Annotated in this window: 16 protein-coding genes; 2 read left to right on the top strand and 14 right to left on the bottom strand. The window is 43.7% G+C overall.

What is annotated here, in order from left to right:
• Positions 1-68: 68 nt before the first annotated feature.
• The gene (locus tag QVE09_RS23845) at positions 69-650 is read left to right on the top strand and encodes a GNAT family N-acetyltransferase (RefSeq protein WP_315938813.1); all 582 of its coding nucleotides are present in this window, start codon (positions 69-71) and stop codon (positions 648-650) included.
• 583 nt (positions 651-1,233) lie between these two features.
• A complete protein-coding gene (locus tag QVE09_RS23840) occupies positions 1,234-3,000 on the top strand; it encodes a leucine-rich repeat domain-containing protein (protein ID WP_315938812.1) in 1,767 nt (588 codons plus the stop codon).
• A gap of 193 nt (positions 3,001-3,193) precedes the next feature.
• Here QVE09_RS23840 and QVE09_RS23835 read toward each other — a convergent pair whose 3' ends face one another.
• The 14 genes from QVE09_RS23835 to QVE09_RS23770 form a co-directional block, all read right to left on the bottom strand.
• Complete coding sequence (locus tag QVE09_RS23835) at positions 3,194-3,772, bottom strand: InlB B-repeat-containing protein (protein WP_315938811.1); 579 nt, start codon at positions 3,770-3,772, stop codon at positions 3,194-3,196.
• 102 nt (positions 3,773-3,874) lie between these two features.
• Positions 3,875-4,534, bottom strand: coding sequence for a CPCC family cysteine-rich protein (locus QVE09_RS23830; RefSeq protein ID WP_315938810.1), 660 nt, complete (start codon positions 4,532-4,534; stop codon positions 3,875-3,877).
• A 1,600-nt stretch (positions 4,535-6,134) separates the two neighbouring features.
• Positions 6,135-6,497, bottom strand: a complete 363-nt coding sequence (locus tag QVE09_RS23825) for a hypothetical protein (protein WP_315938809.1) — start codon at positions 6,495-6,497, stop codon at positions 6,135-6,137.
• Positions 6,498-7,410: 913 nt separating this feature from the next.
• On the bottom strand, positions 7,411-8,445 hold the full coding sequence (locus QVE09_RS23820; protein ID WP_315938808.1) for a hypothetical protein: 1,035 nt from the start codon (positions 8,443-8,445) through the stop codon (positions 7,411-7,413).
• A gap of 46 nt (positions 8,446-8,491) precedes the next feature.
• Positions 8,492-9,445, bottom strand: a complete 954-nt coding sequence (locus tag QVE09_RS23815; RefSeq protein WP_051446948.1) for a class I SAM-dependent methyltransferase — start codon at positions 9,443-9,445, stop codon at positions 8,492-8,494.
• 5 nt (positions 9,446-9,450) lie between these two features.
• Entirely contained in the window at positions 9,451-10,299 is an 849-nt protein-coding gene (locus tag QVE09_RS23810) for an FkbM family methyltransferase (RefSeq protein ID WP_315938807.1), read from the bottom strand.
• Positions 10,300-10,339: 40 nt separating this feature from the next.
• A complete protein-coding gene (locus QVE09_RS23805) occupies positions 10,340-11,152 on the bottom strand; it encodes an ABC transporter permease (RefSeq protein WP_315938806.1) in 813 nt (270 codons plus the stop codon).
• Positions 11,153-11,156: 4 nt separating this feature from the next.
• The gene (locus QVE09_RS23800) at positions 11,157-11,966 is read right to left on the bottom strand and encodes an ABC transporter permease (RefSeq protein WP_315938805.1); all 810 of its coding nucleotides are present in this window, start codon (positions 11,964-11,966) and stop codon (positions 11,157-11,159) included.
• A complete protein-coding gene (locus tag QVE09_RS23795) occupies positions 11,944-12,948 on the bottom strand; it encodes an ABC transporter ATP-binding protein (protein WP_315938804.1) in 1,005 nt (334 codons plus the stop codon). Before QVE09_RS23795 ends, QVE09_RS23800 begins: the two co-directional genes overlap by 23 nt.
• 32 nt (positions 12,949-12,980) lie before the next feature.
• A complete protein-coding gene (locus QVE09_RS23790; RefSeq protein ID WP_315938803.1) occupies positions 12,981-14,159 on the bottom strand; it encodes a radical SAM/SPASM domain-containing protein in 1,179 nt (392 codons plus the stop codon).
• Positions 14,160-14,202: 43 nt separating this feature from the next.
• Positions 14,203-15,297, bottom strand: a complete 1,095-nt coding sequence (locus QVE09_RS23785; protein ID WP_315938802.1) for a radical SAM/SPASM domain-containing protein — start codon at positions 15,295-15,297, stop codon at positions 14,203-14,205.
• A gap of 27 nt (positions 15,298-15,324) precedes the next feature.
• Positions 15,325-16,440, bottom strand: coding sequence for a UDP-glucuronosyltransferase (locus QVE09_RS23780; RefSeq protein ID WP_315938801.1), 1,116 nt, complete (start codon positions 16,438-16,440; stop codon positions 15,325-15,327).
• Positions 16,441-16,483: 43 nt separating this feature from the next.
• Complete coding sequence (locus QVE09_RS23775; RefSeq protein WP_315938800.1) at positions 16,484-17,842, bottom strand: ATP-grasp domain-containing protein; 1,359 nt, start codon at positions 17,840-17,842, stop codon at positions 16,484-16,486.
• A complete protein-coding gene (locus QVE09_RS23770; protein WP_315938799.1) occupies positions 17,839-18,090 on the bottom strand; it encodes an acyl carrier protein in 252 nt (83 codons plus the stop codon). Before QVE09_RS23770 ends, QVE09_RS23775 begins: the two co-directional genes overlap by 4 nt.
• Positions 18,091-18,103: the final 13 nt, after the last annotated feature.

The raw sequence follows: 18,103 nt of genomic DNA, 5'->3' as shown, positions 1-18,103 counted from the left end.
CTGACTTCATTGCAGTTACGGCATGGTCATATTATGTAGTCACTTTTGAGGATTAAGGGGAGAATACCATGCAAGAATTAATATTTATGAAGAATTATAAAAACAATGAAGTACTGCGCAAGAGTTTTTTCGAGCTTGCTGTCAACACGTTTGAGATCAATTTTGAAGATTGGTATCAACAAGGATACTGGGGCGAGCGTTACATCCCTTATTCATATGTCGATGGAGACCAGGTTATTGCCAACGTTTCTGTTAACATCCTCGAGCTCATCATTCACGGTGAGAAGAAAAAAGCGATTCAAATCGGCACGGTGATGACACATCCTGATTATCAGGGGAAAGGACTCTCTACACGTTTAATGAATAAAGTTTTAGAGGAATACGACAACAAGTATGATTACATGTACCTTTTTGCCAATGAGTCGGTGCTTGATTTTTACCCCAAGTTTGGATTTAAGCCCGTGGAAGAACATCTTTTTTCAATGGATTATACGGCAAAAAAATCACCCGAACCTGCGAATATCCGAAAACTAAATGTTACTAATGCGGAAGATTACGTCTTATTCAAAAATTTGCATCGGAAAGATTACCTGTTTCTCGGCATTTCGCAACCCATCATGCTCAAGGAATACTCATGTTTTATTGCCTGAATGTCTTTAGTGATGATATTTATTACTTGGAAAACGAGAACGTCATTGTTATTTATCAGAAAGAAGACAATCATATTGAGCTCTTCGACGTTGTTAGCTTAAACGAAATAAATATGAAAGATATCTTGGATAAGATCGCAGATGAGGATACGGAGAAAATAACCTTCCATTTCACGCCAGATGCAACAGATCATATCGTTCTAAAAAGTTCGATCACCAATGAAGGTTTATTTGTAAGAACTCATGGTGAATATCTCTAGCCTGTGCACGTTAAACATCCGATTACTTCGATCGCTTGATGATTTATTTAATAAGATCTGCCACCTGACCATACTTAAAAAAGATCAAAAAGGAGCAGGATTTCCCTGCTCCTTTGCTATGTGAAACTTCTTTCTCTCATCAAACGTAAATTCACAAGGTATAATGAAATCAGATGACCGTTCAGCATAATCTTATGACCATCATAATGAAGGAGGGGACATTCGTGGCGTTTATCCCGCTAAACTGCCCCAATTGCAACGGAAGAATTGAATACAAGAAGGATGAGGTTTTAAAGTGTCCCTATTGTGAAACAGAGCTTTTATTGAAGCAAAATCATGTCTATTACGTAGACCAGACCATTAATCATTACCACGGAACGCCCCCTAAAGCACCGCTGAAGCAGACTGCCTCCGTAAAGGTAATGCTGATACTGATGTTAGTCCTAGCTGGCGCCATCGGTACATATTTTTATTATAACAACAGCTCCACCTATTCAAAAACAGAAGCCAATCTGCCTGTGCGAAAGATGCCTGAAAGCGAGGTTTTACTCTCCTTTTTGCGAGATATCTTCGATAAAGGGTCCGCCTTGCCAACAGTGGAGGAATTGGCTCGTATTCGCTATTTAACCGTAGAGCATTCGGAGAATGATCAGTGGAAGTTTACATATAGCCTCTCCGATCCCTTCAGCGATGAACAGGCCAAGAAGATCACTTATGTTACTCAAGATAAAAAACTGAATAGCCAGCGGATTGATCAGCGAGATTTTGAAGCTTTTAAGGGACTGACGACATTGGACCTGACAAATACCTATGAGATATCCCAGACGGACCAAATCACTTTGGCCCATATGCCCGGATTAAAAAGTTATGGAGGCGCTTTTAACGAATCCTTCAGTACATTTTCGGGCTACTTTGGCGACAAGTCTAAAATTACGGAGCTTACCACTCAGCTTCGCAGCAATCAGGAATTGGCCATGTTGCTGGAGTTTCCTAATCTGAGTTCTTTATCCATTACCTATGTGGATGAGTCCGTAACGGATTTTTATCTATTGAATAAACTGCCGCTCAAGTCCCTGTCTCTCACCTTTGTCGATGAACTCGGATGGTTATCTTCCATGACCGGGCTGTCATCCTTGTCCATACATTACAGCGAAGCCACAGACCTGCAGCCGCTGTACGCCTTAACCCAGCTTCAGGACCTTCAGTTGTCCTATTTATCAAATGTAAAGTCCATCGACTTTGTACAAAATATGCCTGCTCTACAAACACTAGATATCGAAAATGTAAACTTCTCCAGTCTGGAGCGCTTGACCGGCAAAAACTCTATTACTACGCTGCGCCTGGCTTCTCTAAGTCAGCTTGGTTCGGTAAAAGCCATCAATAGCCTGTCCTCTTTGCGGGAATTAACGTTGTCCGGCTACTACGAGAATGCAGAAGCGCTGACACTGCCTAAAGTAGAGCGAGTGGAAATACCAACCTCCTTTCTCTCGGGCCTGAAGGCGCCGGCTGCAACCAGCCTGACGCTCCGTGGCGGAAGCGGAGAGTTAAATTTGGCGGCGTTGGGAAAATTCCCGAAACTGGAGCAACTCTCGCTCTGGGAGATCAGTGAAATAACCCGTCTTGGCGCCCTGGACGGCTTGTCCAGCCTAGAGACTCTAAACATTTACGACTCGTCACTATATAAGGAGAGCGATGCTTTATTTCGTTTGAAGCAGATCAAATCTCTGATGTGCTCCGAGTGCAGGCTGAACTTTGAACAAAAGGCGGCCGCGGAGAACAGCGTGCTTGAACATCTGACCTTAGAGCAGCCATATTTCAGCATAAACAACACCTCTGTTACTGAAGTTGACCAAATGATGCCTTACTTTGCCAACATGTCCGCTCTACGTTCCTTCACTATGCAAGACAGCAACTTGGCTTCTCTCGAATTCATGAGTAACTGGCAGGCCATAGAAGAGCTTCATCTTGAAAACAATGCCATTTCCAATATCGAGACCCTAAGCCAGCTGCCTGATCTGCAAAAGGTATATCTATCTGGTAATTCCGTACAAAACAAATCCGTGCTTGGAACGGACGCGAAGGTATATTAAACCAGTATACAGATCAATGGAGATTCTTAAACTCCTGTGATTAATGAACTTAAGAGAGACGAAAGTCTCTCTTTTAGTTTTTCACCTAATGAATCTCAATGATTAGTCATTACATGATACGAAAAGCCGACTGCACTGAATTTCAGGGCAATCGGCTTGTGATCTAACTTGTCATGTTTCTGTTGAAATTCATTTATAGTTCAGTCCACCTTGCGTATATGGTACGTGTAAGGTTTCCGTTTATAGCCAATTGCTCGAAATCATAAGGAACAATCCAACTGTAGATGGTATTTCCGGGATTGGATGGAAGTTCAGATGTGTCAGGTGCATGAGCCACATCGCCCTCTACCACGATCTTAGGAAGCGGCGGAGTAGTATTGCTAAGACCCGCATCAAACTTCACCGTATACAGAGCCTTCCACTTTGCATACAACATAAGGGCAGTTGTCACTGGATTATCGAAATTATAAGCCTCCGTCAATGCTTCATCAACATAACATCCATTGAATACATAGCCTGTCCGTGTCGGGGATGTAGGTGCCTTGGCTTTAGCATTGTATTCCAACGACTGTGTATTTACTGCTGACCCACCTTTACTATCAAAGCTCACTGTGAACGTAGGCGCCCACTTCGCATACAGCGTAATAGGACCAAGCACTTGACTGCCGAAGTTGTATGCGTTCGTCAAGATCGTATCGGTATACCAACCTTTGAACGCATACCCCTCCCTCGTTGGCGTTGAAGGAACCTTAGCCAATTCTTTATAATTCACTGACTGATCACCTTTGTGCCGTCACTCATAAAATCAACTTCATAGGCAGCTATTTTAAATATCGCGTGCAGATCGAAGTTCTCACTGACCGGTTTCGTGAAATCATATGCCTTGCTTGTGTTTCCTTTCGGGCTCCAATACAGGAATGTATACCCTACTATTGGTTTTGGAGCAAACTCTTCTGAGAAGAATCAACTGTTTATTCACTGCTCCATGTATTCTTGCGATATGGCCAAAACAAAGAACGGCTATTCCTCTTATATTTTCATTTTTATGCTGAGTGTATCGGACCATCAGTTCTTGTACAAACTCTCCATCATCCGCATTTAATGTTAGAGATAGCAAGCCATTTACGATTGTGTCAGGATTATCGGAATTGATCAGGTTTATAATCTCTTGATTCTTCTCTATGTTGTTGCTGTAACGTTCTACTCTTTCGTGAACTATATCATCTAGTTCCTTTTCGAAGGAGTCGATTTCTTGCCATATATGTTGGTCAGATTCATTATTTGCGGCGGTTCTAAGCTTTTCAAATGCATGAATTAATCTTTTCTTGGTTTGAACTTCTTTATTCGTTTGTTTTAAGATTGTTCGTCTATCTCTATACATGATGTAGTGTTTTTTGAAGTTCTCACGAGCCTCAGTAAGTGAATAGTCTTGATTGGGTCCGCCCCAAACTTCATCTGCATGCTGATCATCTTCCCAATTACATAAACAACAAATTTCCCAACCTTGTCTTTCCTCCAGTGTGGGGATAGCCACAACAGGGACAATTAAATCTGTTTCTATTAGCTACTCCTTTTCATCTCGCTTACCCAAACATGCCCAACCCTCACATTAAAAACTGTAATACATATACCACTCAAATTTATTGGATCATTCTTATATACCCTTTGCTTAATACATTCAATATTCTTTTGTGTGTTCTCTACACTAAAATCACATCTTCCTGAAGTTTGGAAAGTAAATACTGCTCAATTTTTAATATGAATCGCCTATCACCGTAATTACCCATATAAAATAGAACCCTTCCGTCGTGTTGAAAGGGTTCTGAAACCGTAACATTTAGTTTAATCTTTTCTCACTAACATGGCTACACTCTCCACATGTGCGTGTGGACACTTAAAACAAGTTACAGGATTAGCATTTGCTCAATCAGGGGCAACTGACAGCAGTTGTCCTTATTTTCTCACCGGTAATATCAGTTCACTGCTGAACACTTTTGCTGATGTCTCGATAAAACTAATGTGAGACATATCACCAATACCAGGAACTAGGGGTTCATAAACGCCTAAAAAATTAACATATTATGTATAAAACTATCTACTGACACAGGGAGCCGGCCACTAACTAACATTTGAACACCTTTAGCCTTCTGAACCGCTCAAAAATTCATTATACAGAATAGTCTGCATTTCCTAAGAGTATTGTAACTCCCTTATAGCTCAACATTGGCCGGGTAGATCTACATTTTTCCCATCAATTTCACTTCCTCTTAGCTGGTCTCCATTTGAAACCACAGTTCATACAGCCGTTAACAATTTCACTTCTCCCAACGAACCCGACTAATATACTTACTGGTAGCGCTAGAAACAAGGAGATTGCTCCTAATCCCATGAATAATATCATAAAGCTTTCTAAAGCATAGCTCACTCTATACAAAGTGATAAGGTAGTTCGATACAAAAGTCAGTATGCCAAAAAGAATCATAATACTAAGAGTTGTGAACAAGTTTGCGAAGCTGTAACCTCTTTTATTGGCTACCACTTGTTGTGACTTGCACTTACGACAAATAACTGCATTTACGCTCTTTGTACTGCTTGCTTGGGGACTAGTCGTCCTAGATTGACCGCTAACAGCCCTGTTAGTTTGTACGGATGATCTATTAGGCTGATTGTATGTAGGTCTATTATCACGTTGCACTTCGTTTGATTCCCTCCTCAATGAATGTTTGTAGGCATGTAGAACTATTCGACAAAACCTTCCAAAACCCTTTATCTTTCGAGCGTACCTTTATAAATCCATAGAACGGCCATAGATAGTAATGAGTTGATGACGATGAACATTCAAAGAGAATTTATAATACATCCAAACTTGGGAACATTTTACGATCAGTAATACGCATAGGCAGAGATTGAAAGCCTACTTGAAACAAAAAAAGACACGGAAGAAAAACTCCGTGCCTTCAGAAAACAAATATCTTACTTTACCGAACTTGACGACATCCACGATGAACAAGTCTTGAAGCAAGTACTTCAAAGACTTATTCAAAAAATTGAAGGTAATAAAGTTCAATTAAAGCCATGCATTACAACATTTCCCGTCCTCAGTGACTAGTGGTTTATACTATTCCAATAAAACTCTATTTAATATAATTCTCAAAAGAAATCTGATATTCAGAGTAATTTGAAGGATTGCTTTTTTCGAATATTTTCAGAATAGCGGGTTCCCGGAAACCAATAGCATCTACGGAAAAATAGATAGTCTTCATATCTCCTTTCACATTATTATCAATCTTATATGATTCAATTACTGTTCCGTCCTGTATCAATTCGGTAGCTAGCATACTAGCCGTTCCTCTCAGCACATAAGCAGTAAATGAAATAGAATCATCGTTGATCAAGCTCATAACTTCATCAATAGATGCCGTCTTATCGTGCTGTATATATTGATTATATGAATGTGCTGTCACCAATCTGTACGGTGTGTTGATAAAAACATCCATGTATTCAAACGTACTATCCTTGCTGGTCGAGGATAATAAGGGTAATCTAAAACTCTCATGAAACTCCTTATTAGTTTTTTTCCGTAATTGATCGCCTCAATGATTATATCATCTGTTAAATAATAGATATATCCGGTATCATCTGATTTTGTTTCGAGTTTCTTGTCAACCATTCCGTTTGCTGCATTTGATCCATATGTATTCTCTTCTTCTATGACATGTTCACTTGCTGGTAATTCTAGTGAATCTGAGTTACTACTTGCACTTCCCTTTCAACCAAATCATATTTAGTTAATACATACAGCGCAACACTTACTCCTAAAGAAACAAATAATACAAGGAATAGAGAATTTTAGCCTTCATTAAATGTACGCCACCCTCTAGTTTAGCTTATCGTCAAAATGTACAATGCAATTACCCTACCATATTAATTTTTCCCAACAGTCGGAGCGAATTGGTGAATTGCGATTTTCTATATAGCCCCCCTTCAACTAATTGGATTTGAGTATATAATACCGTCATAAGGTAAAAATTGTAATTATTTTATCGAATTATGTCAAAAAGTAGCGTGTTCCCCCTTGCTCAAATAAAATTCCACGAGTTACGTTGTCATTAAAACATTTTTCATACGACTCTGACCATTCGATAATTAGTTGGTATACTCGACACATTCTTAGAGGAGCTCTTACAGAACACAATAAAAAGCCCAGATTAGGCTAGGCTTTCTGGACAAAGGTTGTTATATTTCATTTTTTTTTTTGAGCAGTGCTGTAACAAAATCAAAAAAAAACGGCATCTCTGCCGTTTGTGTTTAAAGTGTTGATGCAGACAGCGGCGGTTTTCATACGATGAAAAGACACATGCACAGTATGCCTGTTGATGCGGCTCATTTCTAGCAATATTAGATGTGATTTTACCTGGAAGTCTTTAACATTAAAAATAATTGATTATTAAAATGTACTTCATTCGTATATATTTTTGTAAATAAACCAACGCACTTGTCTATGATTTCCCCAGTAAACTTTTGAGACATGATGGCTTTATTCGAATAGATCCTTACTGTCTTCCAATCATGAATAATTTGGTCCAATAACGGGTCAAGCGTATGTTTTGCATGGATATGATCAATGTTGTACTTATAGAGCGTATTTAACCTGTATTTCTCAGAACATTTTCTATAAATCGTACTGCTCAGTGTTTCTATAATCGTTTCATTTTGTATAATGAGCTCGTAATTTTCTGCGAGCAACAGGATATTATTCAAACTTTCCGTTATTTCATTTTGATACCTGCACATATTTTCTACGAATGAATTGATTGTTGTATGTGCTAAATTCTTATTGTCCAAGATCTCATGATTACCGGGGGTCACTAGCGCATATTCCCAAAAGTAGTCTGGCATCTTTACGTGTTCCGAAGTCATGCATGACGATTTAAATTCTGAAAATGGCAGAGAATATTGTCTGTATTCTGTAATATCATCAACCGTATATATTTCCTCGTTCGTAAGATTGAAGCCATAGACAAAAACAGGGTGCAGTCCATGTTTTTTGTTATAGTAAAAGTCTCTCCCGCGTTGATAAAATAAATCAATAAATATGGAAATCGGATGACCACTAGAAATAGAGTTTATGATCTCATCTTGTAACGTATCTAGTGCAGGGGATTTTTTACGAATAGAGATCCCCATTTCCTCAAGGATCTGATCTTCCCCCTCAAGATCCAACACCTCTAACTTGAAATATCCTCTTGTTTGTATTTTTTGTTTATCAAATCTATAAATAGTAATGACATTATTCAAAATCGGCAACTCATCTTTTTTGAAATATCTGGCAAGCGTTAATAACAAATTGTAGCCGCAATTAAAATAAGGAAAATTATGATGAGGAAACATTTTTGTCATGCCGTCGAAGGGCTGAAAGGTGTCCAGGGAAATAATTTCTTCCATAAAATATTTCTCCTATACTAAAATTATTGTTGATATTACGGCTATATTACCTCTTAACAAGGTTCATCATACGGTATTGCCGCGTTCCAGCCTTCATCTCTTCATATTTCTTCGAGCCGGGCAATGCGATGAATTCATTAATATCTCCAATATTCGTGCTCGCTTTGGCGTTGCTCGCAATCCCTTGTGTGCCAGTACGCTGCTTCGCACTCTCATCACATGATAGAAGAACATTTGAAGTCACATCCTGATTGCGGATTACAGACAGGCCCGCTTCCTCTAACAGCCTGATGTTCTGCGCTACCTGATCTCCCAGCATCAGCTCCGTATACAGAAATACGCCGCCAACTCTCATTATCCGGTACACCTCTTCATAGAATCGTGATCGGTTCGGATAGGCATGTGCGGATTCTATATTTAACACCACATCGAAGCTCTCGTCTGCAAACGGTATATTCTCCGCATCACCGACGAGATACAAAGATTCCCCCCCTCGGGATTTGGCATTGCAATAGGCAATATTCGCCGGGCAGATGTCGAGACCGACAATAGACAGTGGCTTGAAATATTTAGACAGAGCTGCTATGTTCCCTCCCCTGCCGCATCCGATGTCGATCACCTGCCGCTCCCGAATCGCCGTCCTGCCCACTGTCTCAAGCAGCAGCTTGACCGAGTTTCTATTCCATGCATCGTCGGGCTCGATCACCGCATGTTGCTCATTCCCGTGCGGGACGTAACCATAATTTAAGAAGGTGGCGAATCGGCCTATACCGGACAGTGCAAGAGAGTGCGAAATCTCGCTATAATCCCGAATTTCAGCCTCTTTCCGGTTCCATTCGGAAGGGTGGACAAACTGCTCACGCCGGTCGAGCATCGATACATAACGGTCATCGTTCGTATATACCGCATCGCAGCTGCAGCATTGCAGCAATGCCTCCGACTGGACCAGCACGCCCTTGCAGCTGGAGCATACCAACCTTGCATGTAGATGTTGTAGCATGACTATCACCCAGCCGACGTATGCATTTGATTCAACGCGTACACATTATAGTAATTTGGGATATTCAAATCTTCGTAGTAATCGATCACGGCATAGAAGCCGTTGGTTTGGAAGATGTTCTCGAGCCTGCTGATCTGCTCTCCGTCCAGTCCGTGTACCTCCATTACAATTTGCCTGATTTTGCCCCAATCTTCCGGTTCGATTCCTTCCAGCACCTCGAACTCACTTTTTTCCACGTCGATTTTGAGAAGATCAATTTGGTTCAGATCATAAAAACGGATCATTTCGGAGATCGTAGTTAACTTGCAACGATAGATTTGTTCATTCAGAAGCTTCGGCGACATAAGATGATCGACAAAGCGGTTTAGCATTCGCCGGTCAGCGAAATTATCTTCGTAATGGTTGATTAACCCGTATCGGAGATCTTGATCGTGGTTCTCCCTGTATTTGATCTGGACAGAGTCCGTGGACATCGTAGGAAAATAGGCAAACTCCGCTTCCTTGATCTCATTGGAAAGCCCGACGTTAACCGTCGTTACGCGAGGCAGCGAACTCGTATTCATCTTCAAGAGTTTAAACGTCGGAGGCAGTGGCTCAAAGGCATACACCCTGCAGTCGCTCTTGCTGCTGACATATAGGCTGAACATGCCGATATTAGCCCCGACGTCCAGGACCGTGCCATGATCCGGAAGCGTAATACCGTGCTTGAAATACATCTCCTTGTGGAAAATCTCGTTGTAGAGAAACTCGGTCTCTCCTTCGTTGTTTTGATAGATTTCAATCCCGTTGTGCAGCCGTTTCTTTGTAATGGCCTCTGTCTGCAATGGATGACGCTCATGCTCCATCTTGCTCATTCAATTCACCTTCTCAACAATTTGTTTGTAGGGCATTTCTCTAACTGCTGGCGCTTTCATAGCGTTTGACGGCCAGCTTCCAGAACAGCCTGACCACTAGAAGCGATATAACGGGAGCTACAAAAATCCATATCCCAAGGAACAAGTCCAATCGATCGATCAAATAAACCGACGGCATGTTGGTGATGAACAAGATCGGCACAACATACAGCCCTATTCTCCGCAGCCATTTGGGGTATATGTACATCGGCATATTGTTTAAATCCCAACATTTGTCGAGTATTTCGAAGATCGAACCGGACTTCACCGTCCAGAAGGCAAGGATTTGCGGAAGTAGAAGCACCGAATAGGTCACGATCGTGCTACTCAAGATCACGCCGATATATCCGGCCACGTGGATCAAGCTTGGCTCGATGTCAAGACGATGCCAAGCCAGTACGATCATCGTGATCCCGGCGATCAGGTTCGGGATCGGAAACGCAAAGTTAACGTGCCGGAATGAAATCATGAACTGCAGCGAAAGCGGCTTCGTCATATACAAGTCCAGCGTCCCGTTGCGGATATGGCCGGCGAATCTATAAAAGTTATCCATAAACAGTCCTGTATAGATTGCGATCATAATCGTATAGGTCCCCGTGAAAATCAACATCTGGTCAGGAGAAATGCCATTGATTTCGATCCCGAGCTGGAAAACGAACAAGATATAGATCAGCTTGGAAAACAGAAATACGGTCTCCATGATCAAACCGGAGTAGAAATTCGCTTTGTATTCCATGTAACCGACCAAGCTGTTCTTAGCGAAAATAAAGAACATACGTACATGCTTCCGAAACTCCGTCAAGCTGATACTCACAGATCTAACCTCCAACGGCTACATATTTCCTCATCCCGGAATCCCACGACAACTTCGAAATCATCATAAGCACAATTACCCAGACCGCTTGTAAGAGCAGTCCGCGCACGATTTCATGAATCGCCATGCTCCCATTGATGATGTTAACCGGGAAGAATACGACATATTGAAACGGTAAATAGCTGGAGATTCTGGCAAACGTATCTCCGAAAATATTAAGCGGAAAGATGGCACCACTTAGCAGATAGACTCCTTGATTGAACGCGATATAAACGCCCCAAACCTCGGTAATGATGAACGCGAGAGCACTAATCGAATAAAAAAGCAGGAAGTTGATGAGCAGTCCGAACAGAATGCTGACCAGGAACATAACGATCTGCACCCCTCTAAGCTGAAACCCCCAAATCTGAGTAAAAACGACCATCAGTATGACGAATAAGACAAGGACGACCCCGATCTGAACCGTTTTCCCACCGAAAAAATTGCATATCCGATAGCTGAAATAATGAATGGGCTGAGCGATAAATTTGCTCAGTCCACCCGTCTTGATATCATTCGCGATTTCCCCTTCGAAGCCGGCAGAAACCAGCTTGGAGACGACGCCGGACAACACGGAATAAATGATGATCTGTGAATAAGTATAGCCGTTAATAATCTCTTGCGGCGAACTGCGAAACACGGCTGTCCAGAGGAAGCATTGGACGAGAATGATGAAGCCGCCGCTGATGATACTCATAAAGAAATCGGTCCGATACTCCATCGCATTCTGAAGCGCAAGGATGTACGTCCTTTTATACTTCTGTAAGGCTTTCATGTCTGACCCCATCTTTCTGATACAAGCTTTCGATGCCTCGCTCGACAGGTATATCTTCAACTGTGAAATCAAGGATCGGGAACCGGTCCAGCATCATCTTGGAAAGCCGCTGGAGGTCATGCTTATCGATCTCCATGACGGCATTCATGCCGTCATGTTGCATGATAGCGCCATAGTCGATTAGCGCTTGCCTCGGCACTTCGTCCGTAAATTGCAGCTTGATGATCTTTTTTGCATGAAACAGCTCGTTCACACGCCGAAGATCGCCGTCGTATACGATCTTCCCTTGATTGATGATGATCGTTCGTTTGCATAAATCCTCAATATCCGCCATATAGTGGCTTGTCAGAATGACCGTTGCTTTCGTCTGCTGGTTATAATACTTCAGGAACTCCCGAATGCGCTTCTGCGAAATCAGATCGAGTCCGATTGTAGGCTCATCCAGAAAAATCACCTTAGGCCGGTGGATGAGCGACGCAATTAGCTCCATCTTCATCCGTTCCCCCAGCGAAAGCCTACGTACCTGAATATTGAGCAGATCTTTAACATCAAGCATCTCCGTAAGCTCATCCAGGACAAGGTTGTAGGGCTTATCCTCGACCTCATAAATGCATTTGTTCAGGTACAACGATTCGTTCGCCGGTAAATCCCACCACAACTGCGATTTCTGCCCCATCACGATCGAGAACTGCATCTTGAATTCTTTTTTTCGCTCCCAAGGGACATAGCCTAATACCGTCGCTTGCCCGCTTGTCGGATACAAGATGCCGGACAGCATCTTAAGCGTAGTTGTTTTGCCGGAACCGTTCGGGCCTAAGAACCCGACCATCTCGCCTTGATCGATTACAAGTGATATCTCGCTAACCGCTTCTTTGATCAGTGATTTCCGCTTCACTAAATTTTTTAGCGATTTTTTAAACCCCAATTCTTTTTCGTAGTAATTGAAGCTTTTGGATAAGCGTTCCACTTGGATAATGCTCACTGGGTCACCTCATTTATGCTCATGTAGAATAGTTAAACACCGTGCAAATGCAAGACACTGCACTTGGAACATGCCGGTGTCAGTCGTTCATCCATCATTTCCCTTATCCTTCTGTAGGTCATGCCGTGCCATAATTCCTGTACGGACGCTTCATTTAAATTGCCGATCTCGAACTCCTTAAAAAATTTGCATGCAACAATCGTTCCATCGGGCGTAATATCCATCCGGTTCGAGAGAGCCAGGCACTTCTTGTTCATCGTGCCTTTACTCCTCACCTCTTTGCCGAGCACGAAATCTTCGATCTGGTCATAATCCAGATTCGGCTGGTAGCGTAAACGCATTTTCCAGACCCGATTATTCACCCGGTCCAACTCGCTCATCAAAGCAGGGATACGCTCCGGATCGAGCTTGTAGTTAAAGGCGTGCCAGCTTCGTTCGCCCTTGTGCTCGCTCGCCGGAAGGAAGTCGAACTTCTGGTCAAAGTAATCGTCCATTCCCTTCGTGCATTCGTCCGAGATGTACCACGGGAAGCAGACCATGACCATATCTACACCGACGTCCTCCAGAAAGTCCAGCAGATCGTAAAGCTTGTCGGTCATAGCATCGTTAACGACGGTATGGATCGTAATTTTGCCCCTGAATCGGTTTTCCTTGCGCAGCTCGACTAGCATCCGAATAGCATCTATCGCCTTGTTGAATACCCCTTTGCCGCGAAGCGCATCATTCTCTTCTTCGAATCCATCAAGTGCAATGAGCAGCTCCAGATTGTCGGAGATTCTCAGCAAGGCGTCCAGCTTTCGCTCGATCAGCATCGCGTTCGTGCAGATCGTCGTCTCGCGAGGATGGGCTTCAAGCAAATCGGCCAAACGGTCGAAATGGCTGTATACGAGCGGCTCGCCGCCCCAGATATAGAGTCTCGACTTGGCTGGTTCCGTCTCAAGGATCAGCTTCTCCAGCAGCCCGTAGTCGAGCTGTTCCCGCTGCTGCTCCGGTGTCATAAAGTGATGGTATCCGGTGTCGTTCCATTGGTAGCAATGCTTGCAGCGCAAGTTGCATTGGTTCGTCAGTTTAATCCCGACCGACTCTGGCAACGGTGTCGCGTAACCCGCTATTTTCTCCATGTTCCGCTTTGTTTCCACCGTATTCTTGATAGTACGTTTCAATATTTGCAAATCCTTTGGGGAACGTTTAATCTCTGATTTCGGATTCATATCAACACCACCCCTCTTAAACCTATTAGGTCATTCACATGAATCAATAGATATAATACCTTGAACAAGCGGTACAAATCGGAAGCATATTTTTTTTCATATACGCGCGGTAATCTTTGTACTTGTCACTACTCCAGATATCCAACAAACTCTCTTCGTTCACGTTGCCGAAGGTCAAATCATAGAAGGCATGGCAGGGCGAAACGTCGCCCCTTGCCGTAATCTCCGCATAAACCCACGGAAGGGAGCACCGATTTCGTTTATCAGCCATCTGATGGAATTGCCCCGAGAAATAGTTGCTCAAATTTTGTTCATCTATCGTCTTCGGATAGGTGATCACATGGATGCTGTTTTTCAAGCAATACGCTTTAACATTATTGAGCTGTCTCGTCAATTCGGGAATATCGATCTGGCTGAACGAACTGGTGTCCCGCCACACCATCCCCTTGGCATAAGGAGCTTCATGCACGTCGAATTTGTCACTAAGAACCTCCACATATTGGGCATACTGCTCTTCCGTTGCATAGAGCTGCACTTCCATGCTGATATGGTCCAACATCGACAAGTCGATATGCTTAAAGAAAAATTCCTCAACGTACATATAGTTCAAGGGCGTAATGATAAAGGATACACCCATTTTCGGAAATTGCTTGCCCTTGCTTTCCCGAAGCTCATAAAGCTTCTCAATCCCCTTGATTACTTTCTTGAATACGCCTTTGCCTCTCTGCCTATCGTTGATTTCCTCAGGGCCGTCGAGCGACATCCATATCTTATTTGGAGCAGTCTCGACAAGCATCTCGGCATGCTGCTCAAGCAATGTGCCGTTCGTGGGGAAGTCCGCTATGCTTCCATAATGATTGATCATGTCGAGAATATCGCTCAGCCAAGGGTACATCAGCGGCTCGCCGCCGAAAAAATCGTAATACGGCTTGCCCGGGCTGCACTCGACGATGATCTTTTTGATGAGATCCGGATCCAGATGCGCTAACGTTTTTTTGCTTTTGTAGGGCCCTTCGAGTCCCCACTCATAGCACATCTTGCATCGTAAATTACACTCCTCCAACAGCTGCATGACGATCCATCTCGGATAGCTAGTCTTTGTCTTATCTTGGACGACACTCAATTTGTTTACGCTCATCGCATAACCCCTTCTGCCATTGAAATCTTACCCCTTCGTTAACGCGACTCTCGCACAATAATGATCCACATAATTCGTCCGTTCTCCGGGTCTGTTCATGATCGCTTGATGCATCTCCTTAAGGACCTCTACGGAAAAATCCATCTCCCGCCACTTCTCGTAGCGTATTCCGAACCCCAGTGACTCCCACAATTCCAAATTGCTAAGTTCGTGACTTCCGAACGGCTCCAGCAGAATAAGAGGGGTTTCGGATGCAAGCGAGTCGATTAATGTGCCCGCTCCCGGCTTGGCCACGATAGCCATCGCCTCCGAAGCGATATCGAATAACCAATGATGATCAACCTCAGCGGCGTATGACTTCGTACCTTCTCCCGTTATTTCGATGTATGGCGGAAACTCGTGCAGGCCGTTCGCACTCTTCACCCATGCACACCATTCCGGATCGTTCATCCAATATCGGTGATCGGGATCGGGTTTCGCTTCCTTCCAATCGTAAGCTACGATATCAAGCCCATAGTTATGGCCGGCAAGCTCTGGAATTGTACTTTGATATGTGCCCATCCCCCAGCCGCCGCCATGAACAACAAGCCGCCGCTTCCTTGAGTCGAAGGGCAGTGGCGTACGATGAAGAAATGGGATTTCGCATCGAATCTCCATCTTGTCAGTGTCATAGAGACAAGCATTGTAATAATACTCGTCATAACGAGGATGAAACTTCTTCAAGCTCTTCCAGGACGGGGCCAGATCTGAATCGACGTAGAGCAGGTCTACATGAATTTGATTCGGCAGCATCTTCTCCCTATACAAATCCAGAATATAGATCCAGTGTCCGGATAACGATATAAATTCGTACCGGTCTTCCGCTTTCCACGCCTCCAGCAATAGCTCGACCTGGGCATCATCAATGCTGTTGCGGATATCCACCGGCATTCGGGCCGATATATTGGCAAGTGCGAAATTATTGTGGTAAGCCTTTCTACTGTCTGCAATATGATCCATCTTGTCTTGCTCCAAATAGCTTTCGAACACGAGCACTTCCGTCGCAATATCCCTTTTCTCGAAATCACTTGCAGCTAACAGACCGGGAATGTAGAAACCCAGACCGAAACCCGAGCATAGAATCGTCACTTTCCGCTTACCCATAAATTTCTTCCTCCATTCATGGCTTCAAGCGCTTCGGACTGCATCAGCGGGCGATCTTGAAGGATAACGACGACAGCACCTCCTTAACCTTAGCGGTCAATCGTTCGTTATCCCATTCCCCCTGGATCAACGAATAATATAATCTGCCCTTCACCTGCTTATTCCGGATCCCCTTGCACTCGCTGACGACTTTGTTAATAAGGAGCGTATTCGCGCTTAACGGTAAAATACCGAATCCTCGATCAGGCTTATATAGAACACCCTCGCGGTCCAGCGATTCCAGCAATTGATCGAATGATACATCGCATGCAAACTGTAAATTCGCATGCGTCATGCTCCCGGCCGTGTCGTGCTTTTTCAGGTAGCGGTCAACGTAATGCTTGATCAGACTCATCGATCTTCTTGCATTCACCTCAACAATCGGAACGATGCGGCCGTCTGTCAACAGCATGGAATCGACGCATACGTCGCCGTGATAACCCGACCGATAAAGCTCGCGAGCCGCCCGTTTCATTACATCAAAATACTTCGCTTCCTGCAGCATATGAAGCAACCTATCGTCTGCTGTATAGGAGCCTTGGTAAGCGAAATTGTGATTGACCAACTGCTGCACTGAGATATGTCGGTACGTACCGTCCGGGTCAATGTGGAATTGGCAAGAAAAATCCAATTCCTTGCGGAGGAACGGCTCAATAATAAACCGAACCGTTTTTCCCTTGCTGCACTGATCGGCGACATAGGATGTGACTCGCTGCAAAATCGCTTCCGACTCGATCAGCAAATTCCCTTTCCCGGATACCCCAAACTCATCTTTGATCAGGAAGGGTCCTTGATTCAGCAAAGTCAAGCCGCTTGCCAGCAGCTCTTCGGGAGAATAGACCGTCTGGCTGTCACACCGAAGATCAAGGCGACGGTTCAATTCGGTTGAATACAGCTTCGAATTGACAGTCTGAACCGTTTCGATAGCTGGAAAATCCTGTTCCAGCCCGTAACGCGCTGCAGTACGATCCACCCCCGGAATGACGGCAAAGGGCGACAACCGGGCGCCGTCCAGCAAGTAGAGATCCACGTCACCCATTCGATCGGCTGATGTGAGCAGGTCGAATATATTGGTGGTTCTGCCTGCGCTTCCTACATCAGGACTCTCGAGATCGGTTGAATTGGAAAGAAATTTAAATCCGATCTCATGCAAATACTCTTTATGGCAAACGTTCATTCGATAGCGAGTAATGAGCTTATCCTGCGCCTCGCAAAATGGGAAGAGCAGCTCATCCATGGCCATCACGATATTCTCCATTTCAGGATCGTGAAACGACGGCAGTTTGGCTAGATTAGGGTCGCGCCAGAAGCGTTCCGCGTCAAATGTCCCGATAATGAGCTCGAACTTGCGTCTATCGTTCATACAGGCGCTGTTTTCTGCAGCTCCGAGATATAATTGCAGAAGGTCGTGACTGACTCCATAAGATTGAAGTCGAATTGTTCAAAATCGATTTCAATACCGAAACGCTCTTCCACATTTAATACAAAAGTAATTAGCTGTAAGGAGTCCAATCCCCCGTCTTCCATGATGTTCGAATGCTCGTTCAAACTGTTTGCCAGTTGGGCGTCTTCCTTGATTTCGCATATCATCGCTATGATCTGTTCTTGCATAGGTACCTCCCGT

This window comes from Paenibacillus sp. ClWae2A (assembly GCF_032452295.1).
Classification (GTDB): Bacteria; Bacillota; Bacilli; order Paenibacillales; family Paenibacillaceae; genus Paenibacillus.
This window is presented reverse-complemented; position numbering and strand designations above follow the sequence as displayed.

Bases quoted from the DNA above. Each gene is read 5' to 3' on its own strand.
- QVE09_RS23845 (WP_315938813.1), top strand. From the start codon at position 69: ATGCAAGAATTAATATTTATGAAGAATTATAAAAACAATGAAGTACTG.
- QVE09_RS23825 (WP_315938809.1), bottom strand. From the start codon at position 6,497: ATGGATGTTTTTATCAACACACCGTACAGATTGGTGACAGCACATTCA.
- QVE09_RS23820 (WP_315938808.1), bottom strand. From the start codon at position 8,445: ATGGAAGAAATTATTTCCCTGGACACCTTTCAGCCCTTCGACGGCATG.
- QVE09_RS23815 (WP_051446948.1), bottom strand. From the start codon at position 9,445: ATGCTACAACATCTACATGCAAGGTTGGTATGCTCCAGCTGCAAGGGC.
- QVE09_RS23810 (WP_315938807.1), bottom strand. From the start codon at position 10,299: ATGAGCAAGATGGAGCATGAGCGTCATCCATTGCAGACAGAGGCCATT.
- QVE09_RS23800 (WP_315938805.1), bottom strand. From the start codon at position 11,966: ATGAAAGCCTTACAGAAGTATAAAAGGACGTACATCCTTGCGCTTCAG.
- QVE09_RS23790 (WP_315938803.1), bottom strand. From the start codon at position 14,159: ATGAATCCGAAATCAGAGATTAAACGTTCCCCAAAGGATTTGCAAATA.
- QVE09_RS23785 (WP_315938802.1), bottom strand. From the start codon at position 15,297: ATGAGCGTAAACAAATTGAGTGTCGTCCAAGATAAGACAAAGACTAGC.
- QVE09_RS23780 (WP_315938801.1), bottom strand. From the start codon at position 16,440: ATGGGTAAGCGGAAAGTGACGATTCTATGCTCGGGTTTCGGTCTGGGT.
- QVE09_RS23775 (WP_315938800.1), bottom strand. From the start codon at position 17,842: ATGAACGATAGACGCAAGTTCGAGCTCATTATCGGGACATTTGACGCG.
- QVE09_RS23770 (WP_315938799.1), bottom strand. From the start codon at position 18,090: ATGCAAGAACAGATCATAGCGATGATATGCGAAATCAAGGAAGACGCC.